Annotated in this window: 27 protein-coding genes; 19 read left to right on the top strand and 8 right to left on the bottom strand. The window is 72.7% G+C overall.

Going from position 1 to position 26,123, the window contains the following annotated elements; all coding sequences use genetic code 11:
* Positions 1 to 122 precede the first annotated feature (122 nt).
* The gene (locus F5972_RS32405; RefSeq protein ID WP_150939173.1) at positions 123 to 320 is read left to right on the top strand and encodes a DUF2795 domain-containing protein; all 198 of its coding nucleotides are present in this window, start codon (positions 123 to 125) and stop codon (positions 318 to 320) included.
* A gap of 49 nt (positions 321 to 369) precedes the next feature.
* On the opposite strand, the gene F5972_RS32410 is transcribed toward F5972_RS32405, so the two are convergent.
* Positions 370 to 1,194, bottom strand: a complete 825-nt coding sequence (locus F5972_RS32410) for a patatin-like phospholipase family protein (protein ID WP_150939175.1) — start codon at positions 1,192 to 1,194, stop codon at positions 370 to 372.
* A gap of 212 nt (positions 1,195 to 1,406) precedes the next feature.
* On the opposite strand from F5972_RS32410, the gene F5972_RS32415 reads away from it, so the two are divergent.
* The 7 genes from F5972_RS32415 to F5972_RS32445 all read left to right on the top strand — a co-directional run bounded on the left by F5972_RS32415 (position 1,407) and on the right by F5972_RS32445 (position 9,757).
* On the top strand, positions 1,407 to 4,142 hold the full coding sequence (locus tag F5972_RS32415; RefSeq protein WP_150939177.1) for a cellulose-binding domain-containing protein: 2,736 nt from the start codon (positions 1,407 to 1,409) through the stop codon (positions 4,140 to 4,142).
* A gap of 190 nt (positions 4,143 to 4,332) precedes the next feature.
* Complete coding sequence (locus tag F5972_RS32420; RefSeq protein WP_150939179.1) at positions 4,333 to 5,112, top strand: phosphotransferase; 780 nt, start codon at positions 4,333 to 4,335, stop codon at positions 5,110 to 5,112.
* 162 nt (positions 5,113 to 5,274) lie between these two features.
* Positions 5,275 to 5,559: a hypothetical protein gene (locus tag F5972_RS32425; protein WP_150939181.1), complete on the top strand. Its 285-nt coding sequence runs from the start codon at positions 5,275 to 5,277 to the stop codon at positions 5,557 to 5,559.
* Positions 5,556 to 5,867, top strand: a complete 312-nt coding sequence (locus F5972_RS32430) for a hypothetical protein (protein WP_150939183.1) — start codon at positions 5,556 to 5,558, stop codon at positions 5,865 to 5,867. The genes F5972_RS32425 and F5972_RS32430 overlap by 4 nt, the downstream gene beginning before the upstream one ends.
* A 149-nt stretch (positions 5,868 to 6,016) precedes the next feature.
* On the top strand, positions 6,017 to 8,074 hold the full coding sequence (gene pta / locus F5972_RS32435; protein WP_150939185.1) for a phosphate acetyltransferase: 2,058 nt from the start codon (positions 6,017 to 6,019) through the stop codon (positions 8,072 to 8,074).
* A 25-nt stretch (positions 8,075 to 8,099) separates the two neighbouring features.
* Positions 8,100 to 9,278: an acetate/propionate family kinase gene (locus tag F5972_RS32440; protein WP_150939187.1), complete on the top strand. Its 1,179-nt coding sequence runs from the start codon at positions 8,100 to 8,102 to the stop codon at positions 9,276 to 9,278.
* A 62-nt stretch (positions 9,279 to 9,340) separates the two neighbouring features.
* Entirely contained in the window at positions 9,341 to 9,757 is a 417-nt protein-coding gene (locus tag F5972_RS32445; protein ID WP_225312091.1) for a TIGR02611 family protein, read from the top strand.
* 59 nt (positions 9,758 to 9,816) lie between these two features.
* On the opposite strand, the gene F5972_RS32450 is transcribed toward F5972_RS32445, so the two are convergent.
* The gene (locus F5972_RS32450) at positions 9,817 to 10,995 is read right to left on the bottom strand and encodes a M20 metallopeptidase family protein (RefSeq protein ID WP_150939191.1); all 1,179 of its coding nucleotides are present in this window, start codon (positions 10,993 to 10,995) and stop codon (positions 9,817 to 9,819) included.
* A gap of 166 nt (positions 10,996 to 11,161) precedes the next feature.
* On the opposite strand from F5972_RS32450, the gene F5972_RS32455 reads away from it, so the two are divergent.
* Genes F5972_RS32455 through F5972_RS32470 form a run of 4 tightly spaced genes read left to right on the top strand, consistent with a single transcriptional unit; the run spans position 11,162 to position 13,630 of the window.
* Positions 11,162 to 11,374, top strand: coding sequence for a DUF3073 family protein (locus F5972_RS32455; RefSeq protein WP_404803094.1), 213 nt, complete (start codon positions 11,162 to 11,164; stop codon positions 11,372 to 11,374).
* A complete protein-coding gene (locus tag F5972_RS32460) occupies positions 11,371 to 11,574 on the top strand; it encodes a hypothetical protein (protein WP_150939193.1) in 204 nt (67 codons plus the stop codon). Before F5972_RS32455 ends, F5972_RS32460 begins: the two co-directional genes overlap by 4 nt.
* A complete protein-coding gene (locus F5972_RS32465; RefSeq protein ID WP_150939195.1) occupies positions 11,574 to 11,903 on the top strand; it encodes an ArsR/SmtB family transcription factor in 330 nt (109 codons plus the stop codon). The genes F5972_RS32460 and F5972_RS32465 overlap by 1 nt, the downstream gene beginning before the upstream one ends.
* Positions 11,900 to 13,630, top strand: a complete 1,731-nt coding sequence (locus F5972_RS32470; RefSeq protein ID WP_150939198.1) for a SulP family inorganic anion transporter — start codon at positions 11,900 to 11,902, stop codon at positions 13,628 to 13,630. Before F5972_RS32465 ends, F5972_RS32470 begins: the two co-directional genes overlap by 4 nt.
* Here the strand turns inward: F5972_RS32470 and F5972_RS32475 are convergent.
* Together F5972_RS32475 and F5972_RS32480 are read right to left on the bottom strand one after the other, a co-directional pair.
* The gene (locus F5972_RS32475) at positions 13,621 to 13,914 is read right to left on the bottom strand and encodes a co-chaperone GroES (RefSeq protein WP_204283347.1); all 294 of its coding nucleotides are present in this window, start codon (positions 13,912 to 13,914) and stop codon (positions 13,621 to 13,623) included. The two genes, F5972_RS32470 and F5972_RS32475, sit on opposite strands and share 10 nt — an antisense overlap.
* Positions 13,915 to 14,003: 89 nt before the next feature.
* Positions 14,004 to 14,576 carry an RlpA-like double-psi beta-barrel domain-containing protein gene (locus F5972_RS32480; protein ID WP_150939201.1) on the bottom strand — a complete coding sequence of 191 codons (573 nt, stop codon included), beginning with the start codon at positions 14,574 to 14,576 and terminating at the stop codon, positions 14,004 to 14,006.
* Between the two features lie 355 nt (positions 14,577 to 14,931).
* Between F5972_RS32480 and F5972_RS32485 the strand changes: the two genes are divergently transcribed.
* The gene (locus tag F5972_RS32485) at positions 14,932 to 15,483 is read left to right on the top strand and encodes a DUF1349 domain-containing protein (RefSeq protein WP_150939203.1); all 552 of its coding nucleotides are present in this window, start codon (positions 14,932 to 14,934) and stop codon (positions 15,481 to 15,483) included.
* Here the strand turns inward: F5972_RS32485 and F5972_RS32490 are convergent.
* On the bottom strand, positions 15,458 to 16,558 hold the full coding sequence (locus F5972_RS32490; RefSeq protein WP_150939205.1) for an endonuclease/exonuclease/phosphatase family protein: 1,101 nt from the start codon (positions 16,556 to 16,558) through the stop codon (positions 15,458 to 15,460). The two genes, F5972_RS32485 and F5972_RS32490, sit on opposite strands and share 26 nt — an antisense overlap.
* Before the next feature lie 106 nt (positions 16,559 to 16,664).
* Here F5972_RS32490 and F5972_RS32495 point away from each other — a divergent pair, with 106 nt between their 5' ends.
* Positions 16,665 to 17,915, top strand: a complete 1,251-nt coding sequence (locus F5972_RS32495; RefSeq protein ID WP_150939208.1) for an ArgE/DapE family deacylase — start codon at positions 16,665 to 16,667, stop codon at positions 17,913 to 17,915.
* Positions 17,916 to 17,946: 31 nt separating this feature from the next.
* On the opposite strand, the gene F5972_RS32500 is transcribed toward F5972_RS32495, so the two are convergent.
* Together F5972_RS32500 and F5972_RS32505 are read right to left on the bottom strand one after the other, a co-directional pair.
* On the bottom strand, positions 17,947 to 20,343 hold the full coding sequence (locus F5972_RS32500; protein WP_150939210.1) for a helicase-associated domain-containing protein: 2,397 nt from the start codon (positions 20,341 to 20,343) through the stop codon (positions 17,947 to 17,949).
* A gap of 373 nt (positions 20,344 to 20,716) precedes the next feature.
* Complete coding sequence (locus F5972_RS32505) at positions 20,717 to 21,226, bottom strand: ATP-binding protein (protein WP_225312092.1); 510 nt, start codon at positions 21,224 to 21,226, stop codon at positions 20,717 to 20,719.
* 199 nt (positions 21,227 to 21,425) lie between these two features.
* Here F5972_RS32505 and F5972_RS32510 point away from each other — a divergent pair, with 199 nt between their 5' ends.
* The 3 genes from F5972_RS32510 to F5972_RS32520 all read left to right on the top strand — a co-directional run bounded on the left by F5972_RS32510 (position 21,426) and on the right by F5972_RS32520 (position 22,858).
* Positions 21,426 to 22,247 (top strand): helix-turn-helix domain-containing protein, encoded by an 822-nt coding sequence (locus F5972_RS32510; protein ID WP_150939214.1) that lies wholly within the window; start codon positions 21,426 to 21,428, stop codon positions 22,245 to 22,247.
* Positions 22,248 to 22,481 carry a DUF397 domain-containing protein gene (locus F5972_RS32515; RefSeq protein ID WP_111700033.1) on the top strand — a complete coding sequence of 78 codons (234 nt, stop codon included), beginning with the start codon at positions 22,248 to 22,250 and terminating at the stop codon, positions 22,479 to 22,481. It abuts the gene before it with no gap.
* Between the two features lie 113 nt (positions 22,482 to 22,594).
* Positions 22,595 to 22,858, top strand: coding sequence for a hypothetical protein (locus F5972_RS32520; protein ID WP_225312093.1), 264 nt, complete (start codon positions 22,595 to 22,597; stop codon positions 22,856 to 22,858).
* A gap of 48 nt (positions 22,859 to 22,906) precedes the next feature.
* On the opposite strand, the gene F5972_RS32525 is transcribed toward F5972_RS32520, so the two are convergent.
* The gene (locus F5972_RS32525) at positions 22,907 to 23,488 is read right to left on the bottom strand and encodes a histidine phosphatase family protein (RefSeq protein ID WP_150939218.1); all 582 of its coding nucleotides are present in this window, start codon (positions 23,486 to 23,488) and stop codon (positions 22,907 to 22,909) included.
* Between the two features lie 289 nt (positions 23,489 to 23,777).
* Here F5972_RS32525 and F5972_RS32530 point away from each other — a divergent pair, with 289 nt between their 5' ends.
* Both F5972_RS32530 and F5972_RS32535 read left to right on the top strand, forming a co-directional pair.
* The gene (locus F5972_RS32530) at positions 23,778 to 24,347 is read left to right on the top strand and encodes a hypothetical protein (protein WP_150939220.1); all 570 of its coding nucleotides are present in this window, start codon (positions 23,778 to 23,780) and stop codon (positions 24,345 to 24,347) included.
* A gap of 343 nt (positions 24,348 to 24,690) precedes the next feature.
* Positions 24,691 to 26,097 carry a PepSY-associated TM helix domain-containing protein gene (locus F5972_RS32535; protein WP_150939222.1) on the top strand — a complete coding sequence of 469 codons (1,407 nt, stop codon included), beginning with the start codon at positions 24,691 to 24,693 and terminating at the stop codon, positions 26,095 to 26,097.
* Positions 26,098 to 26,123: the final 26 nt, after the last annotated feature.

A 26,123-nucleotide genomic window follows, 5' to 3' on the forward strand; every position in this document is an offset into this window, starting at 1 on the left:
AAAACCGCAGGTGAGCGGGCGGTAAAGCCGGTTTCGGGCGTCCGCCGCGGCGTCCCGCGTGGCCGAGTGGACGAGCGGGTAGGCGAGCAGGTGAGGAGAACACGGACGAAGGGAGACAGGTCATGGCCGACGCCCCGAACCCGATCCAGCTGCAGAAGCACCTGAAGGGCGTGGACTACCCGGCCGGCAAGTCGGACCTGATCCGTACGGCCCGCGACCAGGGCGCCGACGACACCGTCCTGAACGCGCTGGAGCGCATCCCGGACCGGGAGTACGACGGCCCCAACGCGGTCAGCAAGGCGGTCAGCGAGACGGGGTGAACCGAAGCGGGCGGCGCGCGGAAGGGCTCCGCCGCCGCCGTCGGCCGGGTCAGGCCCAGACGCCGGACAGCGGGGCGGCGACGGCGGCGGCCTGGTCGAGCCCCGCCCGGAAGGCGGGCCCCCACAGCCTCGGGTCGAGCACGTCGGCGCCGAACACCTCCCGCGACGCCCCGTCGGGATGCACCGTGTACGCGGCGTCCGCCCCGGCCTCCAGCAACTCGGCGTCGAGCACCTCCCTGGGGGTCAGGTGGCCGAGGGGCTCCAGCACGACGATCGTCCGCGCTCCGCCGGCCAGGTCGGCGTTGGTCGCGGAGCGGACCCCGCCGTCCACGTAGCGCCTGCCGCCGATCTCCACCGGTGGGAAGACCATCGGCACCGCGCAACTCGATGCGACGGCGAGCACCAGCGGCGCGCCGGCCGACCGGTCCCACACGACGAACTCGCCCGTCGCGGCGTCCACGGCGGTGACGAGCAGCTCACGGTCCGGCCACTCCTTGACGGGCAGCCCCTCACCCACCGCCGCGAGCCGTTCCGCCTGGTGGTCCACCCGGGCCGCCAGAGCCATCTGCCCGACCCTGCGCCGGGCCTCACGGCGGTCCAGCGCGGGGTCGGACATGACCGCGAAGACCTGCATGATCCCGTCCATGTCGACGGCGGGTGGCGGTCCGGTGTCCACCTCGGCCCGACGGGCGATCGTCTCCTCCAGGTCGGCGCCGGTGGCCACGAGCGTGCCGACGACCGACCCCGCCGAGGTGCCGACGATGCGGTCCGCCGTCCCCAGGTCCACACCGAGACGGCGCAGGCCGGTCACGATCCCCGCCTCCCAGGCGATCCCGGCGACGCCTCCGCCGCCCAGCACGAGAGCTGTAGTCATGTCCGGAATTATGTTCCACACGCGCGCGAGAACGGGACGCGCCCCCCGTGGTGAAACCGGTTTAGATTTTGTCTGGACGTCAAACTATTGACGGCGCTTCGGCTCATGTGTGAATCTCTCGTTCAGATTTCCATGCACGGAGGAGAAGGACGGTCAGGGTCCCCGCCTGATCGTGCATGGCCGGTTGTCCATGCCCGAAGGGGAAACCGTCCATGCGAAGACTCGCAACCCTGCTCGTGGTCGCCGCGGTGGCGCTGACCACGGCCGTGATCAGGATGGCGCCGGTGTCGGCCGTCGCCGCCGATCCGTACACGTTCAAGAACGTGCAGATCGCCGGGGGCGGCTTCGTTCCCGGCATCGTGTTCAGCCCGGTCCAGAAGGACCTCATCTACGCCCGCACCGACATCGGCGGCGCGTACCGGTGGGAGCAGTCCAGCCAGACCTGGACGCCGCTGCTCGACTGGGTCGGCCAGTCGAACTGGGGCTACAACGGGGTCGTCAGCATCACCCCCGACCCGGTGGACGCCAACAAGGTGTACGCCGCCGTCGGCATGTACACCAACAGCTGGGACCCCAACAACGGCGCGATCATCCGCTCGTCGAACAAGGGCGCCTCGTGGCAGGTCAGCCCGCTGCCGTTCAAGCTGGGCGGCAACATGCCCGGCCGCGGCATGGGCGAGCGCCTCGCGGTGGACCCGAACAAGAACAGCGTCCTGTACTTCGGCGCGCCCAGCGGCAACGGCCTGTGGCGGAGCACCGACTCCGGCGCGACCTGGGCCAAGGTCACCAACTTCCCCAACGTCGGCAACTACGTCGCCAGCCCCGGAGACGCGTACAACGGTGACAACCAGGGTGTCGTCTGGGTGACCTTCGACAAGCGGACCGGCACCTCGGGCAACGCCACCCAGACCATCTACGTCGGCGTGGCGGACAAGAGCAACACGGTCTACCGGACCACCAACGGCGGCACCTCCTGGGAGCGCGTCGCCGGGCAGCCGACCGGCTACATCGCCCACAAGGGCGTGCTCGACACCGCCAACGGCTACCTCTACATCGCCACCAGCGACACCGGCGGCCCGTACGACGGCGGCAAGGGCGACGTGTGGCGCTACGCCACCGCCACCGGCGCCTGGACCCAGATCAGCCCGATCCCGTCCAGCAGCGGCGACGACTACTTCGGCTACAGCGGCCTGACCATCGACCGGCAGAACCCGAAGACGATCATGGTGGCCACGCAGGTCTCCTGGTGGCCCGACGCCATCTTCTGGCGGAGCACCGACAGCGGCGCGACCTGGACCCGCATCTGGGACTGGACCTCGTACCCCGAACGCAGCTTCCGCTACAAGATGGACATCTCGTCCGCGCCGTGGCTGACCTTCGGGACCAACCCGCAGCCGCCGGAGGTCACGCCCAAGCTCGGCTGGATGAACGAGTCGGTCGAGATCGACCCGTTCAACTCCGACCGGATGATGTACGGCACCGGCGCGACGATCTACGGCACCACCGACCTCACGAAGTGGGACTCCGGCGGCCAGTTCACGATCAAGCCGATGGTGAAGGGCCTGGAGGAGACCGCCGTACTCGACCTGATCAGCCCGCCGGCCGGCGCCCCGCTGATCAGCGCGCTGGGCGACATCGGCGGCTTCCGGCACACCAACCTCGACGCCGTGCCGTCCATGCTGTTCACCCAGCCCGTCTTCACCTCCACCACCTCGCTCGACTACGCCGAGACGAACCCGAGCGTTATGGTCCGGGCCGGAAACTTCACCGACTCCGACCGGCCGAACGACAGCCACGTCGCCTTCTCCACCGACGGCGGGGCCAACTGGTTCCAGGGCACCGAGCCGGGCGGCGTCAACAACGGCGGCACCGTCGCCGCGGCGGCCGACGGCAGCCGCTTCGTGTGGTCGCCGGCCGACCCCGGCATCCAGGTCGTCTACTCCGTCGGCTTCGGCAACAGCTGGAGCGCCTCCACCGGCGTCCCGGCCAACGCGATCGTCGAGTCCGACCGGGTCAACGCGCAGAAGTTCTACGCCTACTCGGGCGGCAAGTTCTACGTCAGCACGAACGGCGGCGCGAGCTTCAGCGCCACCGCGGCGACCGGCCTGCCGACGACCGACGTCCACTTCAAGGCGCTGCCCGGTAAGGAGGGCGACATCTGGCTGGCCGGGGACGGCGGCCTGTGGCACTCCACCAACTCGGGCGCCTCGTTCACCAAGCTGTCGAACGTCAGCGACTCGATCAACGTCGGTTTCGGCAAGGCGGCGCCCGGCCAGTCGTACCAGGCGCTCTACCTGGCCGGCGCCGTCGACGGTGTCAGCGGTCTGTTCCGGTCCGACGACATCGGCGTGAGCTGGGTGCGCATCAACGACGACCAGCACCAGTACGGCAACATGGGCGAGGCCCTGACCGGCGATCCCCGGATCTACGGCCGGGTCTACCTCGGCACCAACGGCCGGGGCGTCATCTATGGCGACCGCACCGGCGGAACCCAGTCCCCGTCGGCGTCGCCCTCGGCCTCTCCCTCGGCCTCGCCCAGCGCGTCTCCGAGCGCGTCTCCGAGCGCGTCTCCCAGTGCGTCTCCGAGCGCGTCCCCGTCGCGCTCGCCCAGCGCGTCGCCCTCGGCGACCCCCTCGGGCGGCAAGTCGTGCTCGGCGACGTACAAGGTGGCCAACCAGTGGCCGGGCGGCTTCCAGGGCGAGGTCACGGTGAAGAACACCGGCACCGTGGCGATCAGCGGCTGGACCGTCAAGTGGGCCTTCGCGAACGGCCAGACGATCACCCAGTCCTGGAACGGCACGGTGAGCCAGTCCGGGGCGAACGTCACGGTCACCAACGTGAGCTACAACGGCTCGCTCAGCTCCGGGGCGTCCACCACGTTCGGCTTCCAGGCCAACTGGAACAACACCAACTCCGTCCCTGCGACGCTGACCTGCACCGCCTCCTGAGATGACCCCAAGACGGCCGTACGGGCGACTCCACGCCCGTACGGCCGTTCTCTTTTCCATGGTGGCTCCGGCCATGGGCCTCCGACGCGGCCTCGGCACCGGGCCCTCCTCGCTCAGCGAGCGCTGCCGCACGACACGCATTGCCGGAAAAGGGGTGGGCGTGACGTGGCGGGGGTGATCTATTGGAGTGATGAGGGGACTGTCGGGGGAGTGGGGCGGGACCGGGTGGGACAGCCAGGCGCGGTTGGTGGGGGAGCGCTGGGTGGAGCGCCGCCCCAGGCGGCCGGAGGTGGCCGCGCGGCTGCTCATGGAGACCCGCCTGCTGCCCTGGCTCGCGCCGCGGTTGCCGCTGCCCGTCCCGTCGCCCCACGTCCTGCGGCGGGAGCCCCTGGTCGTACGGCATGAGGTGATCGCCGGTGAGCCGCTCGGGACCTTCGACGCCGTGAGCGGCCGCGCTCTGGGCGCGTTCCTGCGCGCCCTGCACGCGACCGATCCCGTGGAGGCCGCCCGGCAGGGTGCGCCGCCGGCGGAAGAGGCGCTGCGGGAGCGGGCGGCCACGGTGAAGGACTTCGGCACGCGTGTCGTGCCGCTCCTGCCGGAGGGCCGGCGAGGCGCCGCCCGGGCGTTACTGGACGGCGTGGCCGCGCTGCCCGCCACCGCCCTGGTCCACGGGGATCTCGGGCCCGAACACGTGCTCACGCGGGACGGCGTGGTGAGCGGTGTCATCGACTTCTGCGACGCGCACGTGGGCGACCCGGCGCTCGACCTGGCGTGGCCGCTCCACGGTGCCCCTCCGGTCTTCGCCAGGGCCGTGGGGGCGGAGTACGGCGCCGTCGCCGAGGTCACCGAACGGGCGCTGCTGTGGCACCGGCTCGGGCCGTGGCACGAGGTCACGCACGGTCTCGGCACCGGCGACCCGGACATGGTGCGTAGCGGTCTGGACGGCCTCCTCGCCCGTCTCCCGGCCTGAGCAGGCCGCCGAGCCCGTACGGCCCGTCCCTCGGCTCACCTACCCAGCCTCATACGTGTGCCCATTCCTCTTCGGGACCGGAGGACGTCGGCCACGCTCCGTGTGCGGCCTGTTACCGTAGGGCGCGTGACCCCCGCACAGACCACGACCTACACTCGCGACATGAGCGAGAACGCGTTCGAGGTGCCGCTGAACGAGGCCGACGGCCATCTGCCGGACGTGATCAACGCTGCCGCACAGCGACACGCGATCGCCTACCTGACGGACCAGGGCCGACGTGTCGCCGCCATCGTGCCGTCGGACGAAGCCTGGTACTGGACCTCCGGATGGCAGTCGGCGGAGGCCGAAGCCGACGAGGACATCCATGAGGGTCGCACGCGCTCCTTCGCCACCATGGATGATCTTTTCGCCGAGATGGACGCGGTCCGGGCGGAAGACCTTCCGTGAAATTCGAGCGTACGGCCGCCTTCCTCCGGGATGTGGCCCGGCTTTCCCCCGAGCAGTACGCGCTCTTCAGAGAAGTGGTCTTCAAGCATTTCCTGCCGGCCATCGAGCAGGGGGCGCACACAGGTCGTGTTTCCTGGCCTACTCGGCTACGTGTTCACAAACTCACAGACACACGTGTCTACGCGATGACGTGGAACTTCGCCTCTCCAGACGGCAGAGCGACCTTCGAGTTCGGCACCACCGACGACGGTGGGCCACTCCTGGTCTGGCGCCGCGTCGGCGATCATTCGATCTACGACCGGCCCTGAAAGAGGTGGGGCTCTCGGGGCCGTGGGGAGAAGGGCGTACCGATGTGACGTACGGCTGACACGCCCGTGGGGGTGGTCGCGTAGATTTGCCTGGGCGGGCCGTCGGGCCGCCCAGAGGCAGGGTGGCCGGACACAGGGGTGACTGCGCGATGGCGATCGGGGTTTACGTCGCGGCCGGCGACGCGAGGAGCAACAAGGGCACGATCGCCCTCGGCATGATCGAGCTCCTCACCCGCCAGGTGGGCACGGTGGGCGTGTTCCGGCCGGTCGTCCGGGCGGGCCGCGAGGACAGCCTGGTCAACACCGCGCGGAGCCGCTTCGCGATCGGCCTGCCCTACGACATGTGCACGGGTGTCACCTACGAGGACGTGCACGCCGACGAGGACCGTGCGGCAGGGGAGATCCTGGCCCGCTACCGGGCGCTGGCCGGGCGGTGCGACGCGGTCGTGGTGATCGGCACGGACTACACGGACGTGGGTGCGCCCACCGAGTTCACGTTCAACGCCCAGCTCGCCGCGAACCTCGGCACGCCGGTGATGAACGTGGTCACCGGCCTCGACCGTACGCCCGACGAGATCGCCACGGCGGTCGAGATGTCGCGCAAGGAGCTCGCCGAGCGGCACGCCACCGAGCTGGCCACGGTCGTCACGAGGGTGGCGCCCGCCCTGGTGGACGAGGTGGCCGCCCGCGTCCCCGCGTACGTGCTGCCGGAGGTGCGGCGGCTGTCCGCGCCGACGGTCAGCGACCTGATGGCCGCCTGCGACGGCGAGCTGTACATGGGGGACGCCGCCCAGCTGGGCCGGGAGACGGGCGGGCTGATGATCGGCGCGATGTCGCTGCCGAACATCCTGGAGCGCCTCACCGAGGGCCTCGCGGTCGTCGTCCCGGCCGACCGGGCCGCCGCGCTGGTGCCGGGCCTGCTGGCCGCGCACAAGGCGCGCACGTTCCCCGCCCTGTCGGCGATCATCCTGAACGGCGGGCTCGAACTGCCCGACGCGGTCGTCCGCCTGCTCAAGGGCATGGACATCCGGCTGCCGATCATCACGACCTCGGGCGGCACGTTCGAGACCGCGACGAAGCTGTCGAAGGCCGAGGGCCGGTTCAGCCCCGACGCCCCCGGCAAGATCGACACAGCGCTCGGGGTCTTCGCCGAGCACGTGGACGCCGCGGCGCTGCTGCGCAGCCTGCGGGTCACCAGGGCCGCCGCGATCACCCCGCTGATGTTCGAGTACGACCTGCTCGACCGGGCCCGCGCCGACCGCAGGCACATCGTGCTGCCGGAGGGCGCCGAGCCGCGCATCCTGCGCGCGGCCGACAGCCTGCTGCGCCGGGGTGTCGCCGAGCTGACCCTGCTGGGCGACGAGCGGGAGATCCGGCTGGCGGCGAACACGATGGGCCTGGCCGTCGACGGCGCCCGGGTGGTGAGCCCGTTCGACCCCGAGTTGCGCGAGCTGTTCGCCGAGGAGTACGCCCGGCTGCGCGCGCACAAGGGCGTCACCCTCGGGCAGGCCCGCGACATCGTGACCGACGTGTCCTACTTCGGCACGATGATGGTTCACCTCGGGCTGGCCGACGGCATGGTCTCCGGCGCCGCCCACACCACGGCGCACACGATCCGGCCGTCCTTCGAGATCATCAAGACGTCTCCGGGCGTCGGCGTCGTCTCCAGCGTCTTCTTCATGTGCCTGGCCGACCGGGTGCTCGTGTACGGCGACTGCGCCGTCGTGCCCGACCCGACGGCCACCCAGCTCGCCGACATCGCGATCTCCTCGGCCGCCACCGCCGCCCGGTTCGGGGTCGAGCCGCGCGTGGCCATGCTGTCGTACTCGACCGGCGAGTCCGGCGCCGGGCCCGAGGTCGACAAGGTGCGGGAGGCGACGGAGCGGGTCCGCGCGCTGCGGCCGGACCTGCCGGTGGAGGGGCCGATCCAGTACGACGCGGCGGCCGAGCCCAGCGTGGCGCGCACGAAGATGCCGGGCAGCCCGGTGGCCGGGCGGGCGACGGTGTTCGTGGTGCCCGACCTCAACACGGGCAACAACCTCTACAAGGCCGTGCAGCGCAGCGCCGGCGCGGTCGCGATCGGCCCGGTGCTGCAGGGCCTGCGCAAGCCGGTCAACGACCTGTCGCGCGGGGCGACGGTCGGCGACATCGTCAACACCGTCGCGATCACGGCCATCCAGGCCCAGGCGCGGGAGGAGGCGCCGTGAGCGCGCCGGCGCGGGAGGAGACAGGGTGAGCGGACAGGTCCTGGTCCTCAACACGGGGTCGTCGTCCATCAAGTACCGCCTGATCGACATGGCGACCCGCACCGGTCTGGCCGGTGGGCTCGTCGAGCGCATCGGCGAGGACGAGAGCGCGCTCGTCCACGACGGCGTACGGGTCGAGCGCAGGGTGGCCGACCACGAGGAGGGCCTCAAGGCCGTGCTCGCGGCGTTCGCCGAGCACGGGCCGTCGCTCGACGGGGTCACCGCGCTCGGGCACCGGGTCGTCCACGGCGGCAGCCGGTTCGTCACGCCCGTCCTGATCGACGACGCGGTCGAGCGGGCCATCGAGGAGATCGCACCGCTGGCGCCGCTGCACAACCCGGCCAACCTGGAGGGCATCCGGGTCGCCCGGCGGGCCTTCCCCGGGCTGCCCCACGTCGCCGTGTTCGACACGGCCTTCCACGGGACGATCCCGCCGCACGCCCACACCTACGCCGTCCCCCGCGAGTGGACCCGCAAGCTCGGCGTGCGCCGCTACGGCTTCCACGGCACCTCCACGGCGTACGTCTCGCGCCGGGCGGCCGCGCTGCTCGGCCGGCCGTACGGCGAGGTGAACTCGATCGTGCTGCACCTCGGCAACGGCGCGAGCGCGACGGCCGTGCGGGGCGGGCGGAGCGTGGACACGTCGATGGGCATCACCCCCCTCGCCGGCCTGGTGATGGGCACCCGCTCCGGGGACGTGGACCCGGCGCTGCCCGCCTACCTCGCCCGGGTCGCCGGGATGGGGCTCGCCGACGTCGACACGGCGCTGAACAAGGAGAGCGGCCTGCTCGGCATGTGCGGCGCCAACGACATGCGGGAGGTCTGGCGGCTGGCCGACGCCGGCGACGAGGACGCCCGGCTCGCGCTGGACGTGTACGGCTACCGCGTGCGCGCCTACGTCGGCGCCTACTACGCGGCGCTCGGCCACGTCGACGCGGTCGTGTTCACCGGCGGCGTGGGGGAGAACAGCGCGCGGGTCCGCGCGCTGGCGACGACCGGTCTCACCCGGCTCGGCATCGAGGTCGATCCCGCCCGCAACGCCGCCGAGTCGGCGGAGGCCAGGGTGGTCTCCCCCGAGGGCGCCGAGGTGACGGTGCTGGTGGTGCCGACGAACGAGGAACTGGAGATCGCCGAGCAGACCGCCGCCTGCCTCGAAGAGGGATGACGCCGGTGACCGTGGCCGCGGGCCCGGCTGGCTATCGTGGGCAGCGGATGGGGGTGAGCCGTGTGTCTACGGCTGAGAACAGTCGGACCGGTGGGGAAGAGGGAGAGCGGCAGGGGCTGCTGGACCGGGTGCGCGCCACTCCGGCGGGCCGGCTGACGCTGCGGATCGTCATCGGGGTGATCGGGACCGCCCTCGTCGTCGGCGGGCTGATCATGGTGCCGTTCCCGGGACCGGGCTGGCTGGTGGTCTTCACCGGCCTCGCCGTGCTGGCCACCGAGTTCGCCTGGGCGAGCCGGGTGCTGGAGTTCGCCAAGCACTGGGTCAGGCGGGCGACGGACTGGCTCAAGCGGCAGAACTGGTTCGTCCGCATCGTGGCGGGCGCGCTGACCCTCGCCTGCGCGGCCGCCATCGTCTGGGTGTCGGTGCGGCTGACCCTGGGCATCGACCTGATCCAGAAGGCCCGCGAACTGCTGAGCTGACCTCCGTCCCGGCGTGCTGACCCATGCCTGAGCGTGCCGGGCGGGGGCCGGGCGGCTTCTCAGGCGGCGGCGCGGGCCAGCCGCCGGATCGCCAGTTCGGCCAGCAGCGCGGCGCCGTCGCCCAGGATGGCGTCGTCGAACTCCGCCTCCGCCGAGTGGTTCGACGGGGCGGTGGCGAGGTCGCGTCCGGGCGGGCAGGCGCCGACCACGAGGAAGGCCCCCGGCACCTGCTCCAGCACGTACGAGAAGTCCTCCGAGCCGGTCGCGGGGGTGGGAAGCGGGAAGTACCGGTCCTCGCCGAGCGCCTCCCGCACCGTCCGCTCGGCGAACTCGGCCTCGGCGTCGTCGTTGACCGTGACCGGATAGCCGATGCCGAAGGCGCAGTCGACGGTGAGCCCGTGCGCCTCGCCGATGCCGCGGGCCAGCCGTACGAGGCCCTCCCTGACCCGGTCCCGGGTGGCGGCCGAGAACGTCCGTACCGTGACCTCGAACCGCGCCTCGTCCGGGATGACGTTGTCGGTGGTGCCGGCGTGGAAGCTGCCCACCGTCACCACGACCGGGTCGAACACGTCGTACGTCCGGGTCACGTGGGTCTGCAGAGCGGTCACGATCTCACAGGCCGCGGGGATCGGGTCGAGGGCGCGGTGCGGGGCGGAGCCGTGCCCGCCCCTGCCGCGCACGGTCACGGTCAGCGTGTCGGCCGCGGCGAGTACGGGCCCGCCCTTGGTCAGGAACAGGCCGCGGGGGATCGTGGTCGAGAAGACGTGCATGCCGTACGCCGCGACCGGCCTGTCGCCCGCCGCGTCGAGCACCCCCTCCTCGATCATGAGCTTGGCGCCCTCCTGGCCCTCCTCGCCGGGCTGGAACATGAGCACCACGTCCCCTTCGAGGTCGGAGCGCCGTCCGGAGAGCAGGTGGGCCGCCCCCACGAGCATCGCCGTGTGCAGGTCGTGGCCGCAGGCGTGCATGCGGCCGTCGACGCGCGAGCGGTACGGCACGTCCGTCTTCTCGTGCACCGGCAGCGCGTCCATGTCGGCGCGCAGCAGCACGGCCGGCCCCGGCCGGGCACCCCGCAGCACGGCGGTCACCGACGTGAGCCGCTCACCGGTCGTGATCTCCAGCGGAAGGCCGTCGAGCGCCGCGAGCACCCTCTCCTGGGTCCGGGGCAGGTCGAGCCCGATCTCGGGCTCCCGGTGCAGGGCGCGGCGAAGCTCGACGAGATCGTCCTGAAGGGTCATGGGCCGCCCATCGCGCGAGAAGGGTCGATGTCGCGCATCACACTAGAGCGCCGGTCGAGTGGTTTCCACGTGGCCGGCGCTCCGGCGGCCCCCCACTGAGACAGTGCCGGGACGCATCTGACCGGGCGACAGTTGCAGACTTTCGTAACTGTATATAATGGCAACAATGTCCGCCGATGAGGAGGCGATTCCTGTGGGGCGTGGCCGGGCGAAGGCCAAGCAGGTGAAGGTCGCTCGCGCGTTGAAGTACAGCGGTGGCGGTGATCTGGAGTCCCTGCGGCGGGAGCTGGGCGTCGACACGACGCCTGCCGCGTGCACGGAGTCCGGCGATGTCGTGGGCGAAGCGGACCTGGACCATGAAGGCGAGCCGAGCGTATGAGTTCCTTCGAGGAGGGTCTCCGGCAGCGGCTGGCCGCGACGCGCCGGGCATTGGCGGCGGCACAACGGGACGGCGATCACTTCGGCGTGCAGACGCATGCCTCGGAGGCGGAGGAGCTGGAGCGGCTGGGCGCCGCCCACGGAATCGTCGTCACACCCGAAGCGGCGGACGGGCCCGCCGTCGAGGACGGGACCGAGTGATGCCGGTCCCGCTCTACCAGGCCAAGGCCGAGCTGTTCAAGACGCTCGGCCATCCGCTGCGCATCCGGGTGCTGGAACTGTTGTGTGAGGGACCCAAGCAGGTCCGGGAGCTGCTGGCCGCGATCGAGGTGGAGGCGCCGAATCTGTCGCAGCAGCTGGCGGTGCTGCGCCGGGCGGGGCTGGTCACCGCACGACGGGACGGGACGACCGTGGTCTACGAGCTGGCCGGGGCCGACGTGTCGGAGATGATGCGGGCGGCCCGCCGCATCCTCACCGAGTTGCTGGCCGACCAGCATGAGCTCCTCGCCGAGCTGGAACAGACGACGTGAGCCTCCGGGAAGTGCCGCGCGGGTTCGCGGATCTGCTGCCCGGACGGTCGGACTGGACCGCCGCGCGCCGCTCACCGGGCCGAGACCTGGTGGCCGGGCTGATCGTCGCGGTCGTGGCCCTGCCGCTGGCGCTGGCGTTCGGGGTCTCCTCCGGGCTCGGCGCCCAGGCCGGCCTGGTGACCGCCATCGTCGCCGGAGCGCTCGCGGCCGTGTTCGGCGGCAGCAACCTGCAGGTGTCCGGTCCGACCGGCGCCATGACCGTCGTCCTCGTCCCCATCGTGCACGCCTACGGCTCCGGCGGAGTGCTGATGGTCGGCCTGATGGCCGGGCTGGTTCTCCTGGCCCTGGCCGCGCTGCGCGCGGGACGCTTCGCCCAGTTCCTGCCGACCTCGGTCGTCGAAGGCTTCACCGCCGGGATCGCCGTGGTCATCGCGCTGCAGCAGGTCCCCGCCGCGCTCGGCGTGACAGCCGGAGACGGCGAGAAGGTGTGGCAGGTCGCGGCCGGAGCCGTGGCGCGCTTCGCCGCTCATCCGACCTGGGCGGCGCCGCTCATGGCGCTGGCGGTGGCCGCGTCGATGCTGGCCGGTGCCCGGCTGCGGCCGGGTGTCCCGTTCTCCCTCCTCGGCGTCGCGGTCGCGACGCTGGGTGCTCAGGTGTTCTCGCTCGATGTCGCCAGGATCGGGGCACTACCAGCCGGGCTGCCCGCCCCCTCGCTCGGTTTCCTCGATCCCGGCATGGTGGGACCGCTCCTGCCGTCCGCGCTCGCCGTGGCGGCGCTGGCGGCGCTGGAGAGCCTGCTGTGCGCCACCGTCGCCGACGGCATGAGCGTCGGCGAGAGACACGACCCCGACCGGGAGCTGTTCGGGCAGGGCATCGCCAACCTCGCCGCGCCCCTTCTCGGCGGCGTGCCGGCGACCGCCGCGATCGCCCGTACGGCGGTGAACGTGCGCGCGGGGGCCCGGTCCCGGCTGGCGGCCCTCACCCACGCCGCCGTCCTCGCCGGCATCGTGCTCGCCGCCGGCTCACTGGTCGGCCGGATCCCGCTCGCGGCGCTCGCGGGGGTGCTCCTGGCCACCACCGTCCGCATGGTCGAGGTCGGCTCCCTGCGCGCGCTGGCCCGCGCGACCCGTGGCGACGCCGTCGTGCTCATCCTGACCTTCAGCGTGACCGTCGTGTTCGACCTCATCACCGCGGTGGCCGTCGGTCTCGGCCTCGCCGTCGTGCTCGCGCTCCGCGCGGTCGCCAGGACCTCCCGGCTCGACCAGGTCCCGCTCGACGCCGGTGACCACAGCGCCGAGGAACAGCGACTGCTGAGCGAGCACATCGTCGCGTACCGGTTCGACGGGCCGCTGTTCTTCGCCGCCGCCCACCGCTTCCTGCTCGAACTGTCCGAGGTCGCGGACGTCCGCGTGGTCATCCTGCGAATGTCACGGATCACCGCCCTGGACGCCACCGGCGCCCAGATCCTCGGCGACGCCATCGCCCGGATGGAGCGCCGGGGCATCACCGTCCTGATCTCCGGCGTCAAGCCCGGGCACGGCCAGGTCCTGGCCGCCCTCGGCATCGCCGACCACCTTTACCGCGACGGTCTGGTCTTCCCCGACACGCCCAGCGCCATCACTCACGCCCGCGGCCTTCTGCACCACCACGGGCTCCTCCCGGCCACCGCGGAGACCGACCGTGTGCGTACGGCGGGTCAGGCGCAGAGCACAGCGGGTCAGAGGTAGAGGCCGGTGCCGTGGTCGGTCTGCTGCGTCGCCACGGCGTGCAGGTCCCGCTCGCGCAGCACCAGGTAGAGCTGGCCCTGCACCTCGACCTCGTACTGGTCCTCGGGGTTGAACAGGACCTTGTCGCCGGTCTTCACCGTGCGCGCGCTGACTCCCGCACCGCACACCTCGCCCCACACCAGCCGGTTGGCCATCTTGACCGTGGCCGGGATGACGATGCCCGAGGTGCTGCGCCGTTCCTCGGACTCCCGCTCGACCCTGACCATCACGCGGTCGTGGAGCATCTGGATCTCGAACTTCGGGTCAGGCACCCTCGCAGTGTACGCGGAGGCCGCCCGGGCGCCGTCATCGGAGGCGAACGGAGGTCAGGAGCTCACGGGCGGCCCATGGCCAGGTCGTAGCCGGTCCCCGAGTGGCGGTAGACGCGGCCCTTGCCCCACTTCAGCACCTGGAAGCGCACGTGGACGGTGTTGGAGGCGACGCCCGTCAGGTCGGCCATCATCTTCTCGGAGAGGTCGACGATCGCGGGGATGTCGTGCTGGGCGACGGCCCACTCGGCCGGGCCGAAGTCCTCGACCACCCCGACCGCGCTCTTCCCCTTGTAAGTGATCTTCACCCTCGTGCCCAGGGGCCAGTACGGGCTGGCGAGCGTCGCGTACCGCATGGGCTTGCCGGAGGCGGTGGCGGCGTCCCAGAAGGACGTGGCGGTCGCCTTGCCGGAGGGAAGGGCGGCGATCCGCTTCGCGTCCGCGGCGGCCGCGCGGAGGGCCGCGTTGAGCGCGGCGCCGATGGCGACCGGGTCCAGGGCCGGGCCGTCGGCGGGGGAGAGCGATGCCGCGGGCGGAGCCTGGGGCGTCACCGCCGCCTCCGCGGCGGTGACCGTGCCGAGGAGGAGCGTGGTTCCGGCCAGGGCCGCGGTGACCGCCTGACGGGCTCGGTTGTCCATGGGGTTCCTTTCGGGTCGCTCGCGGCGCGGTCCTCTGGGGGGAGGACCGCGCGTCGTGCAGGGCTTCCGGCCGGGGTGGCCGGGCCCTCGTACGCGCGTCCGGGCAGCGCGGAGCGGCCCCGGGGCGGGGCGCGGGTGCCGATCGGGCGCGCGATCCCTGGGTGAGGGACGGGAAACGAGTCGCGCGAGGGGTGGAGCGTACAAAGGGGTCAAACGTGATGTGAGGCACGAGTATATGGAAAGAGACAGTAAATAGGACAAAATGGAGTCAGTGCTAGGTAGATCGTCCTTGACCCGAAGGCCCTGAGAGCGCTCTCATAGGCAGGATCCGGCAAAGCGAACGCAAGGGGGCGACATGGCGATCGACGACTTCACCTGGGTGAACGAGCCCGCCGAATGGTCGGGGGACGGGGAGGGGCTGCGGGCCGTCGCCGGCGCCCGGACCGACCTGTGGCAGAAGACGCACTACGGATACTCGTTCGACACGGCGCACATGTTCGGGCGGGAGGTGGCCGGGGATCTCCGGCTGACGGTGACGTTCGACGCCGACTACGCGGAGCAGTACGACCAGGCCGGGGCCGTGCTGCGGATCGACGAGGAGAACTGGATCAAGGCGGGGGTCGAGTTCGTCGACGGCGGCCACCAGCTCAGCGTGGTCGTCACGCGCGGCTTCTCCGACTGGTCCGTCACGCCAGCGCCGGCCGGCCTCGTCTCCGCCACGTTCGACTTCGAGCGCGCCGGAGACGCCGTGACCGTCCGGTACGGCGTGAACGGCGCGGAGCCGGAGCACATGCTGCGCCTCGCCTACTTCCCGCCGAAGACGCCCGCCCTCGCGGGGGTCATGTGCGCCGCCCCGAGCGGCGAGGGCTTCGAGACCCGCTTCACCCGGGTGTCGCTGACGTCCTAGCCGGGGGCAGGACCAGCTCGGCGAAGATCGCGCGGTGGTCGGTCACCGGCAGCCGGTGGACGCCGAACGCCCGCACAGTGACGCGCGGGTCCACCAGGACGTGGTCGATCGTGACGGGCGGCACCGGCAGTCCCCGGAAGTCCCACTGCCGGTACGGCCACGTCCCGGCCAGGCCGTCGCCGGTCGCGTCGGCCGCGTCCCGGTAGCCCGCGTCGAGCAGGCGCCGGACCCGCTCGTGGTCGAGCGTCGCGTTGAAGTCCCCGGAGAGGATGCGCACCTGCCCGGCGGGCGGGGGCAGCGCGGCGAGCACGTCGGCCCAGCAGGTGAACCGGGACGCGTAGCGCGGCGCGCACGGGTGCACGGACACGACGCCGACGGGCTCCGCGCCGGGCACCTCGACGCGGCCCTGCGCCTGCCGGGAGTCGCCGGGGCCGGTGATCGTCTCCGGGCGCAGCGGGAACCGGGTGAAGAGGCCGGACCCACCGGAGCCCTCCCGCGCCCGCTCGTCCCCGTACGGCAGGAGCCGGGTCAGCCCCGCGCCCCGCAGGCCCTCCAGGGCCTCCGGGCTCAGTTCCTGCAGGGTGAGCACGTCCGGGCGCAGCGTCCGTACGAGGTCGACCAGCGCGGCGGGCGGCACCGAGCCCCTCAGCAGGTTGGCCGACAGCACCCGGAGGGCCGGTTCCCGCGTGTCCTGCGCGTTCCGCGTGCCCGCCGCCGCTGCCGTGCCGGCCCCCGCACGACCTGGGCCGGGGAGAGCACTGTCCCGATGGGAGAGAGCACTGTTCGGGTCAGGGAGAGCACGGGGCAGCACGCAGGCGACGAGCACCCCGGTGACCGCCACGCCCGCCACGAGCGCGGCCCGGCGCCGCGTGAGCAGCGCGACGACCGGCGCGGCGACCGAGGCGAGTGCGGCGTACGGCGTGAACGCGACCAGTTGCACCCAGCGGAAGTGGACGTCGCCCGGCACCAGCCGCAGCAGGGCCCACAGCGCGAACGGCGCGACCACGAGCCAGGCGAGCAGGCCGCGCAGGAGGTTCCGGCAGCCCGCCCCGCCGCCGGCGGTCCGCTTCGTCATCCTCGGCCCCCTCGCCACGCCGCTCGGAGTGATGATCCACCCTACGGGCCGGGCGCCCGCGTTCTCAGGACTCCACGCCGACGCGGGCAGGCCGTACAGTCTCGGCATGGATGTCGAAGCGAGGGTCCTGGACGCGATCGACGAGGCGGAGACCGTGCGCCTGCTGGCCGATCTGGTCCGGGTGCCGAGCGTCACGGGCAGCGACGCGGAGTCGGACCTGCAGGACGGATGTGCCCGCATGCTCACCGAGTGGGGCCTCGACGTCGACATGTGGAAGCTCGACCTCGACGACCTCCGCGCCCGCGAGGGGTTCCCGGGGACGGAGGCGGAGCGCGCCGAGGGGTACGGCGTCGTCGGCGTCACCGAGGGCGAGGGCGTGCCCGCGCTGATCCTGCAGGGACACGCCGACGTCGTGCCGATCGGCGACCCGGGCAAGTGGGAGGGGCAGGACCCGTTCGGCGCCCGCCTCACCGCGACCACCCTGCACGGCCGGGGCGCCTGCGACATGAAGGCCGGTCTCGCCGCCAACCTCGCCGTCGCCCGGGCGCTGCACCGGGCCGGCGTACGGCTCGCGCGCCCGCTGGCCGTCCACTGCGTCGTCAGCGAGGAGGACGGCGGCCTCGGCGCCTTCGCCACCCTGGCCAGGGGGCACACCGGCGAGGCGGCCGTGATCACCGAGCCGACGGGCGGCGCGCTGATCACCGCCACCGCCGGGGCGCTGACCTTCCGCCTGGAGGTCGCGGGCCGGGCCGCGCACGGCGCCACCCGCTACGAGGGCGTCAACGCCGTCGAGGCGTTCTGGCCGGTCCTGCGGGCCGTGCGGGAGCTGGAGCGGGAGCGCAACCGGGACCGCGACGCGTTGTTCGGCGCCAACCCGGTGCCGTACCCGATCGAGATCGGCACCGTGCGGGCCGGAGACTGGGCGAGCACGGTGCCCGACCTGCTCGTGGCCGAGGGACGGCTGGGCGTCCGCCTCGGCGAGGACCCCGCCGAGGCGCGGGCGGCCCTGGAGGCGGCGCTCGCCGGCCTCGACGACCCCTGGCTGCGGGACAACCCCGTGCGCGTCACCTGGCCCGGCGGGCAGTTCGCCAGCGGACGGCTGCCCGACGGGCACCCGCTGGCGGAGGAGACGGCCGCGGCCGTCGCGGACGCGACCGGCGCCGCGCCGTCCAGGACGGCCGCGCCGTACGGCAGCGACCTGCGCCTCTACGCGGCGGCGGGCGTGCCGACCCTGCACTACGGCCCCGGCGACGTCCGCTTCGCGCACGCCCCGCGCGAGCAGGTGGACCTGCGGGAGGTCCGCGACGTCACCCGCGCCCTGGCGCTGCTCGCCCTGCGCCGCTGCGGCGTGCGCTGAGCGCAGCGGCCGGAAACGCTGGTGGGGAGAATCAGGCGTTGACGACGGAGGCGATCTCGTTGAGGGGGAACTCCAGGTAGTCGCCGGCCTCCTCGCACCAGGCGTCGAGCACGCCGCTGCGCAGTTCGCCGTGGCTGACCGTGGCGGTGACCCCGTCGGCGAGCGTGATGAGCGCCCGGATGTCGCGGTCGACCACGAAGCCCAGCAGCGACTGCTGGGCGGCGGGCAGCCGCGTCGCCATCCGGCCGATGACCGCCCACGTCTGGCGGGCCCGCGCCTCCCCGGCCGTCTTCCCCGCCGCCGGCCCGCCGCTGACGAGCAGCCGCCGGGCGTGCTCGCGCGGGTCGGGCGGGGGTTCCAGGAGATGCGCGGGGGGATCGAGCTCGGCGACCCGCCCGCCGGGCAGGAGGATGAGCCGCCCGCCCTGCGGCTCCCGCCTGACCGTGATCTCACCGGTGTCGTCCACCGGCACGGGGGCGTACCCCGCCTCGCGCAGGGCGGCCAGCGTCGCCCCGGCGGGCGCCGCGCCCGCGAGCACGGTCGGCGCCAGCAGCCGCAGTCCCAGCCTGCCCAGCTTCCGGTGCGCGGCGATCTCCGCGAGCAGCGCGGGGTCTGAGCCCTGGATGATGCAGCCGACCGACGACACGGTGACCTCGCCGTGGCGCCGCGCCACGTCCCGGATCAGGTACGTCAGGGGCTGCGGGAGCGTCCCGGCCTCCGCCAGGCCGGCGATGAGCGTCTCCGCCGTGTCACCGGCGTCGAGGGCCCGCCGTACGCTCGCGGGGCCGAACCGCCACACCGACGCCGTGCCCTGCGACTCCCGGTCGGCCGCGCGGTCGAGCAGCGCCGCGAGCTCGACCGACGGCGGGCCGGTCACCACGGCGGTGAGGTCGGCGCCGAACAGCGCCGTGCGCTGGGCGCTCGCCATGGCGTGGGTGGCGGCGGCGGCCAGCCCGGGATCGTGCTCGACCTCCGGCACGCACTCGTGGCTCTCGTTCCCGGCCACGGCGGCCAGCGGGGCCAGGGCCCGGCCGAGGCCGGTGAGCATGTCGCACGCGGCCAGGCCGAGCAGGCGGGCCTCGTCGAGGACGGCCGCGGCGCAGTCGGCGAGCAGTTCCCGGTCGAGCAGCGGGGCCCGCCAGTGCACCCGCTGCACGAGCTCACGGAGCGTCGCGAAGGCCCTGTCCTCGGGGATCTCGGCGAGCGCGGCGAACAGGGCCCAACGGATCCTCGCAATCGTCTCGCCGGCCGGGTCGTCGCCGAGCGCGGCGGGCTGACGGCCGTCCACCCGGCGCAGCGACGAGCGCTCCATGCGCCACCAGCCCGCGAGCAGGGCGCACAGCCGCGCGGGGGCCTCCTCCAGCCGCCACGCGTCGAACCCGGCCGTCGCGGTCAGCCCGCCGGCCTCGTCGTCGACGGCGACCAGCCGGGCGACGGCGCAGACCTCCAGCAGCAGCCGGGTCTCGTCCTCCGCGCAGCCGATCTCCCTGGCCAGCCGCTTGATCTCCCGCACGCCGACCCCGCCGTGCTTGAGCAGCGGCAGCGTCGTCTTGTCGATGTTCTCCAGCAACGCCGTCGCCCGGTCGAGCACCCGCGGCGCGGCCAGGCACATCGCGTGCTCGACCGCGCCGGCGTCGGCGCCGGACGTGGCCAGATCGGGCGGGTGCGGCGTGAACGGCCCGTGGTAGTCGGGCCCTCGCAGGGCCAGAGCCACCTCGCGGGGCATCTCGGCCAGATTCCACTGGGTGCGGAAGAGCAGCCCGCGGTCGAGCGCCCACTTCTCCGGCGTGCCGGGGGTGATGAACCGGTTGCCGTCGACGCTGCGCACGGGCCCGTCCCAGGCGAAGTCGTCGAGCATGCCGAGCGTGCCGTCCGGGGCGTCGTCCAGCAGCGTCCCCAGGCGCTCGGAGTCGCCGAGCAGCGCCGTGATCCGCGCGACCACCTGACGCCTGCCGCCGTGCCCGGACAGGTCGAGCACCCGGCACACCCGGCGCAGCGCCTCGGTGCTGAGCTTCCAGGAGTCGAGGTACGCCGAGAGCGGCTCGCCCAGGCCGCAGGGCGCGGTCCACCAGCGGGCCACGGCCTTGGCCAGGGTGATCCGGCCGTCCGGGCCCGGCCAGGCGACGGCGTGGTCGTAGAGGTGATCGAGCCAGGGGATGACCTCGGAGGTGCTCACCCCGAGGAAGCGGGCCAGTTCGTCCTCCGTCGGGTGCCCTCCGACGACCAGGCACGCCTGCAGGAGTTCGAGCGTGGGCAGGGGGAGACCGCGCATGACCTCCATGACGGCGAAGGTGTCGGTCAGCCGGTGCGCCAGGGCGTCCATGCGCCGGGGCCACGGCGGTGCGATCGCGTCCGGGCGGTTGGCCAGGACGCGGGCGAGCCTGTTTTCGTCAAGACTGGCCAGCCAGCCGACTATGTGATCGTTCATAATTGATCTCTCGGGAGTCCCAGGCAGACACCGTAGTGCAGATCACAGCCTCGGCGGGGTCCGCGCACCGGTGGACAGGTCGCGGTCACGAATTCCGAGATCACGATATGTCTCCGCCGATCGGTTGGAAACGGGCGTGCTGTTGGGCCGCTCCGGCCCGATGTCTGCACATCATCGCCCGCCACGCCCACGCTTCGGGAGAGTTCCGGGGAATCCGGGCCGTCGGCCGGAGGGCGCTCCCATGCATTCCGGGCTGCACGGGAGCGCTCTTCGGCCGGCGGACCGCGATCGGCGACAGCAAGATCTAACGACGGAGTTAGGTTTTCGGAGGGCGCGCCGCCGTCCGTCCGTCTTCCCGGCTCGGGGCCGGGGCTCAGGCCGCGAGCACGGCCCATACCGCCTTGCCCTGCGGGACGAGGGGGCACCAGCCCCAGCACGCGCTCAGCGACTCCACGATGTGCAGCCCCAGCCCGCCCGGCTCGAAGGGGGAGGGGTCCCGCAGCACCGGCGCGCTCGACCCGGGGTCGGTGATCGCGCACGCCACGTGCGCTCCCCGGCGGATCAGCGACAACCGGATGACCTCCCTCGGGCGGTCCCCGGTGAGCGTCATGCCGTGCCGCAGCGCGTTGGTGGCCAGTTCGGAGACGACCAGCTCCATCCCGTCGAGCAGGTCGGTCATCCGCCAGCCCGAGAGCGTCCCGGCGGCGAAGCTGCGCGCCGAGTGCACCGACTCCGCGCGGGGCGGGAGGACGAATGTGGCACTGGCGCTCGCCGCGCCGGGCTGGAGGAGGCCGCGAGCGGGCTCCGGCCACCAGCCGATGGGTGGCCACCAGTCGAGCGCCGACCAGTGAATCTGGCCACGAGTCAGGTTCGTGGACTGCACGAGATCATGATGTAGGACACTCCCGTGCATGTGCAAGAGCGAATGCACGTGCAAGCGCGTTGTGCAGGCGCTACCGTTACCCCCGACACCACTGGGACGAAGGGGGCGATCTTTGACAGACTGTGAACCAGTCCACAAAGCGGAGGAATAGCACGTGTCCATAGATCCGCCCGGATCCGGTTCCACCGTTCGGCGAATCATGCTCGGCGCGAGCCTTCGACGCCTGCGCGAGGAACGCGGTCTGACCCGTGAGGTCGCCGGCTTCCACATCCGTGCCTCGGAGTCGAAGATCAGCCGGATGGAGCTCGGCCGGGTCGGGTTCAAGACACGTGACGTCGAAGACCTGCTCACGCTGTACGGCGTCCATGACGACGACGAACGGCGTGGCCTGCTGGAGATGGTCCGCGAGGCGAACACACCTGGGTGGTGGCACAAGTACGGCGAGGTGCTGCCGAACTGGTTCGTCACCTACGTCGGCCTGGAGGAGGCCTCCAGCGTGATCCGCACCTACGAGGTGCAGTTCGTGCCCGGCCTGCTGCAGACGGCGAAGTACGCCCGCTCGGTGATCCAGCTCGGTCATCCGGACGCGACGGAGACCACGCTCGATCAACGCGTCAACCTGCGGCTCCAGCGGCAGGAGAGGCTCACGCGCAAGGACGGCCCCCGGCTGTGGGCCGTCATCGACGAGGCCGCGCTCAGGCGGCCCATCGGAGGGAGTGCGACGATGCGGGAACAGCTCCAGCACCTGCTGGAGGTGTCCACGCTGCCCAACATCACCCTGCAGGTGATGCCCCTTCGCTACGGGATGCACGCGGCCGAGGGAGGCGCGTTCACCATCCTCCGCTTCCCGGACTCCGATCTTTCGGACGTGGTCTACGTCGAGCAGCTCTGGGGTGCGCTCTACCTGGACAAACGTGAGGACATCGATCCCTACCTCACGGCCATGGAGCAGCTGTGCGTGGAGAGCACCACGCCTGGCGGCACTGCCGAGATCCTCGGCGATCTTCTCAGAGAGACATGAATGCAGACATATAACGGGATGCCCGCAACCGACCTCTCCGGGGTCACCTGGCGGAAGAGCGCCCACAGCAACTCGACCGGCAACTGCGTGGAACTGGCCGAGCTTCCCGACGGCAGTGTGGCCGTGCGGAACTCGCGGTATCCCGAGGGGCCGGCCCTCATCTACACGCGGGACGAGATCCGGGCCCTGGTGCTCGGGGTCAAGGACGGCGAGTTCGACGGCCTCCTGGTGTAACCCTCTGTTCACTCGCTTCTCGCGGGCGTAACACCACAAGGCGGGCGCCGTAACAAGGATCCGGCACATTGGACCCCAGGAGAATCGCAAGGGGGGACCTCGTGCTGGAGCAGATGACTCTTTATCCGGTGGCCGACGACGTGCTCTTCGCACCCGGCGGCCGCGTGGTTATCCGCACCTACGGCGTCGCCTCCCCGGCCGACCCGCAGGACGGGCGGCCCAGGGCGGTCGCCTACCGGACCTGGGTCACCGGGGTGCGGGAACAGCCCAGATACTGGCGGTGGGGGCACTTCGAGGACGCCCGCCACGGCCACCGCAAGGTCCTGGAGTGGCTGACCGGCCGAGGGCCGCAGCCTCAGCCGGTCGTCCAGAGCTGACTCAGGCCCGACTCCGGGCTCGGCTCAGGGCTCGGTTTGGCGTCCGGCTCACACGGGGGCGTTCCAGCGGAGCAAAACGGGTTCGTCCCCGTGCTCGTGGCCCAGCACCGAGTACGTCCCGGTGTCGAGGCGGAGATGCCTGCCGTGGGCGGGCGGCAGGCCGAGCCAGCGGGCCGCGAGCACGCGCAGGATGTGCGCGTGCGCGACGACCAGCACGTCGCCGTCCGTGGAGCGGATCCGGGCCAGGACCTTGTCCGCCCGCTCCCCGACGCGCTCGACGGTCTCGCCCGGGTGGGCCTCGTCGCCCGGGACGACGCCGTCCCGCCAGACGTACCAGCCGGGGCGGGAGCCGCGGATGTCCGCGGTGGTCACGCCCTCGTAGCCGCCGTAGTCCCACTCCCACAGGTCCGGGTCGACCTCGTACGAACCGGCGCCGGCCAGTTCGGCCGTACGCCGGGCCCGGCGGGCGGGACTGACGAGGACCTGGGCGAACGACCGGCCCGCCACCAGGCGGGACAGAGCGCGCGCCTGCTCCTCGCCGTGCGGCGTGAGCGGGACGTCGGTGCGGCCCGTGTGCCTCCCGGCCTTGCTCCACTCGGTCTCGCCGTGTCTCAGCAGGATGACGTTCATAGGACCTCACCTTTGCCCACGCGGCGCGCTCCAATCGCACCGCCCCCGCCGGAAAGCGCGGCCCCGGGGGTCCGGGGCCGCCGTCCGGCGGCCGATGCACGTGCATACGACTTTCTCGCCGGTGCCGGTCCACGCGTGAACGTTTCACGAGTGCCACCGGATGCGCTCTCCGATGTCACAGGCGTGAAGGCCGTTCGCGCTGCCGCGGCCGAAAACGGACAGACATAGTCGAGCGCATCCAAACAAGTCAAGGATGGTGACGACGCCCGGGCTCTGCCAGGATTGCGCCGTGTCCACCGGCCGGCCGTCCCTGCGCGCGTTCCGCGCCGCGGTGTTCGCGGCCGCGTGCGTGCTGGTCTCGGCCGCGCTGCACATGCTGGCCGGAGGCGCTCCCGTGCGTGCGGGCGCCCTCGTCGCCGCGCTGGCGCTGACCTGGCTGGGCGCGTTCCTGCTCGCGGCCCGCCGGCGTGGCATTGACGTCCTGCTGGGCGCGTGCTTCGCCGCGCAGTACGGCCTGCACCACCTGTTCACCCTCGGCGCCGCGCACGAGCCGGCGACCATGTGGACGGGGGAGCACGGCACCGGGCTGGGCATGCTGCTGATCCACGCCGCGACGGCGGTCCTGTCCGCCTGGGCCCTGGAACGCGGCGAGTCGGCGCTCGCCCTGATCGTGCACCTGGCCGTCACACCCGTGCGGCGGCTGTGGACCCTGGCCGTCGTCCTCGCGGGCCCGCCGACCGGCGCCGCGCCGCTCCCCTCGGGCGTCCTCGGGCGGTTCTCCCTTCCGCTCCCGCGCCGAGCCGACTTCGCCGTGGTGGTCGCCCGGCGTGGTCCGCCTCCGGTCCTCTCCGTTCTCTGATCCGGGCTCGCCCCTCCGGGGGCGGCGGCCGCCGACATGCCGTACGCCCGTTCCCAGCCGCCCTGAACCGCGCACCGCGCGGTCGCGGCTCGTGTCCGGCACGCACGCCCCGCCGCGCGTGTCCCAGGTGACCGCCTCGCCTCGCCGGCCCCCTTGCGGCATTCCTTCCGGGATGCGCGCAGGGCCGGAGCCGCCGTCCGGGGCTCCGCTCCGGCCTTCGCCGCCGTACGACGCGTCCACCTGGGCCTCTTCGTGAGGGGCGGCCGCCGCCGGACACTCCCCCCATGCCCTGGTGAGGCGTGCCCGCGGGCGCGCGCTCACGGCCGAACGGAGAAACCCCCCCATGACCTCGACCACCGACGTCCATCCCGTCGCCGACCCCCCGCGGCCTCCCCGCCGCAGACGCGCGAACTGGGCGGCGCTGCGCCCCCTCGTGGTCCGCCTGCACTTCTACGCCGGAATCCTGATCGCCCCGTTCCTGCTCGTCGCGGCGGCCACGGGCCTGCTGTACGCCGCCTCCTTCCAGATCGAGAACGTCGTCTACCGGCACGAGCTGACCGCGCCGGTGAGCCGGACCGCCGTCCCCCTGAGCGAGCAGGTCGCCGCGGCCGGCCGGGCGCTGCCCGAGGGGAAGGTCGCCGCGGTGCGGCCCGCGGCCGAGCCCGGCCTGACCACGCGCGTGCTGTTCGACGTGCCGGACCTGCCGGAGAGCACCCGGATGGCGGTCTTCGTCGATCCCGGGACGGGTCAGGTGCGCGGCGCCCTGGAGAGCTACGGCGGCTCCGGGGCGCTGCCCGTGCGCGCCTGGATCTCCGACCTGCACCGCCGCCTGCACCTCGGCGAGCCCGGCCGGATCTACAGCGAGCTGGCCGCGAGCTGGCTGTGGGTGGTCGCCCTCGGCGGGCTCACGCTGTGGCTGACCCGGCGCCGCCGGGACGGCCGCCGCCTGCGCGGCCTGTTCAGCCCGGACCGCGCCGCGAGCGGGTCGCGGCGCACGCTGTCCTGGCACGGCTCGGTGGGCCTGTGGGCGCTGCTGGGCGTGCTGTTCCTGTCCGTCACCGGCCTGACCTGGTCGAAGTACGCCGGGGACAACATCGCCGCGCTGCGCACGACGTTCGGCTGGGAGACTCCGGCGATCAACGCCGACCTCGGTGCGCACGCCGGGCACTCGGGACACGCCGGGCACTCCGCGGGCGGCGGTCAGGCCGGCGGCACCCCTGACGTGGGCATCGACCAGGTCGCGCGGGCGGCGGCCGCGTGGCGGCTGTCCGGCCCGCTGGAGGTCGTCCTGCCGGCCGGGCCCGGAGACGCGTACGTGGTCAAGGAGATCCACAAGACCGCCCCCACACGCCTGGACCAGATCGCGTTCGACCCGGCGACCGGGCGGGTCGTGGGCGAGCTGCGGTTCGCCGACTATCCGCTGGCCGCCAAGCTCACCGAATGGGGCATCGACGCCCACATGGGTCTGCTCTTCGGCCTGGCCAACCAGATCGTTCTGGCCGCGATCGCCGCCGGGGTCATCACGCTGATCGTGCTGGGCTACCGGATGTGGTGGCGGCGCCGCCCGACCCGCGGCTTCGGCCGGCCCTACCCCCGGGGCGGCTGGCGGGGCCTGCACTGGGGAGTCCTGGTGCCGCTGGCCCTGCTCACCGCCGTGATCGGCTACTACCTGCCCCTGATGGGCATCTCCCTGGCCGCGTTCCTGGTGATCGACGTCCTGCTCGGGCTCCGCGCCAGGTCGGCACGCTGACCCCCTGAACCACCACGACGGCGTCG

This window comes from Microbispora cellulosiformans (assembly GCF_008728085.1).
Lineage (GTDB): Bacteria > Actinomycetota > Actinomycetes > Streptosporangiales > Streptosporangiaceae > Microbispora > Microbispora amethystogenes.

Bases quoted from the DNA above. Each gene is read 5' to 3' on its own strand.
- F5972_RS32405 (WP_150939173.1), top strand. From the start codon at position 123: ATGGCCGACGCCCCGAACCCGATCCAGCTGCAGAAGCACCTGAAGGGC.
- F5972_RS32410 (WP_150939175.1), bottom strand. From the start codon at position 1,194: ATGACTACAGCTCTCGTGCTGGGCGGCGGAGGCGTCGCCGGGATCGCC.
- F5972_RS32415 (WP_150939177.1), top strand. From the start codon at position 1,407: ATGCGAAGACTCGCAACCCTGCTCGTGGTCGCCGCGGTGGCGCTGACC.
- F5972_RS32420 (WP_150939179.1), top strand. From the start codon at position 4,333: ATGAGGGGACTGTCGGGGGAGTGGGGCGGGACCGGGTGGGACAGCCAG.
- F5972_RS32425 (WP_150939181.1), top strand. From the start codon at position 5,275: ATGAGCGAGAACGCGTTCGAGGTGCCGCTGAACGAGGCCGACGGCCAT.
- pta (WP_150939185.1), top strand. From the start codon at position 6,017: ATGGCGATCGGGGTTTACGTCGCGGCCGGCGACGCGAGGAGCAACAAG.
- F5972_RS32450 (WP_150939191.1), bottom strand. From the start codon at position 10,995: ATGACCCTTCAGGACGATCTCGTCGAGCTTCGCCGCGCCCTGCACCGG.
- F5972_RS32455 (WP_404803094.1), top strand. From the start codon at position 11,162: ATGTCCGCCGATGAGGAGGCGATTCCTGTGGGGCGTGGCCGGGCGAAG.
- F5972_RS32460 (WP_150939193.1), top strand. From the start codon at position 11,371: ATGAGTTCCTTCGAGGAGGGTCTCCGGCAGCGGCTGGCCGCGACGCGC.
- F5972_RS32465 (WP_150939195.1), top strand. From the start codon at position 11,574: ATGCCGGTCCCGCTCTACCAGGCCAAGGCCGAGCTGTTCAAGACGCTC.
- F5972_RS32475 (WP_204283347.1), bottom strand. From the start codon at position 13,914: ATGCTCCACGACCGCGTGATGGTCAGGGTCGAGCGGGAGTCCGAGGAA.
- F5972_RS32480 (WP_150939201.1), bottom strand. From the start codon at position 14,576: ATGGACAACCGAGCCCGTCAGGCGGTCACCGCGGCCCTGGCCGGAACC.
- F5972_RS32485 (WP_150939203.1), top strand. From the start codon at position 14,932: ATGGCGATCGACGACTTCACCTGGGTGAACGAGCCCGCCGAATGGTCG.
- F5972_RS32490 (WP_150939205.1), bottom strand. From the start codon at position 16,558: ATGACGAAGCGGACCGCCGGCGGCGGGGCGGGCTGCCGGAACCTCCTG.
- F5972_RS32495 (WP_150939208.1), top strand. From the start codon at position 16,665: ATGGATGTCGAAGCGAGGGTCCTGGACGCGATCGACGAGGCGGAGACC.
- F5972_RS32500 (WP_150939210.1), bottom strand. From the start codon at position 20,343: ATGAACGATCACATAGTCGGCTGGCTGGCCAGTCTTGACGAAAACAGG.
- F5972_RS32510 (WP_150939214.1), top strand. From the start codon at position 21,426: ATGCTCGGCGCGAGCCTTCGACGCCTGCGCGAGGAACGCGGTCTGACC.
- F5972_RS32515 (WP_111700033.1), top strand. From the start codon at position 22,248: ATGCAGACATATAACGGGATGCCCGCAACCGACCTCTCCGGGGTCACC.
- F5972_RS32520 (WP_225312093.1), top strand. From the start codon at position 22,595: ATGACTCTTTATCCGGTGGCCGACGACGTGCTCTTCGCACCCGGCGGC.
- F5972_RS32525 (WP_150939218.1), bottom strand. From the start codon at position 23,488: ATGAACGTCATCCTGCTGAGACACGGCGAGACCGAGTGGAGCAAGGCC.
- F5972_RS32535 (WP_150939222.1), top strand. From the start codon at position 24,691: ATGACCTCGACCACCGACGTCCATCCCGTCGCCGACCCCCCGCGGCCT.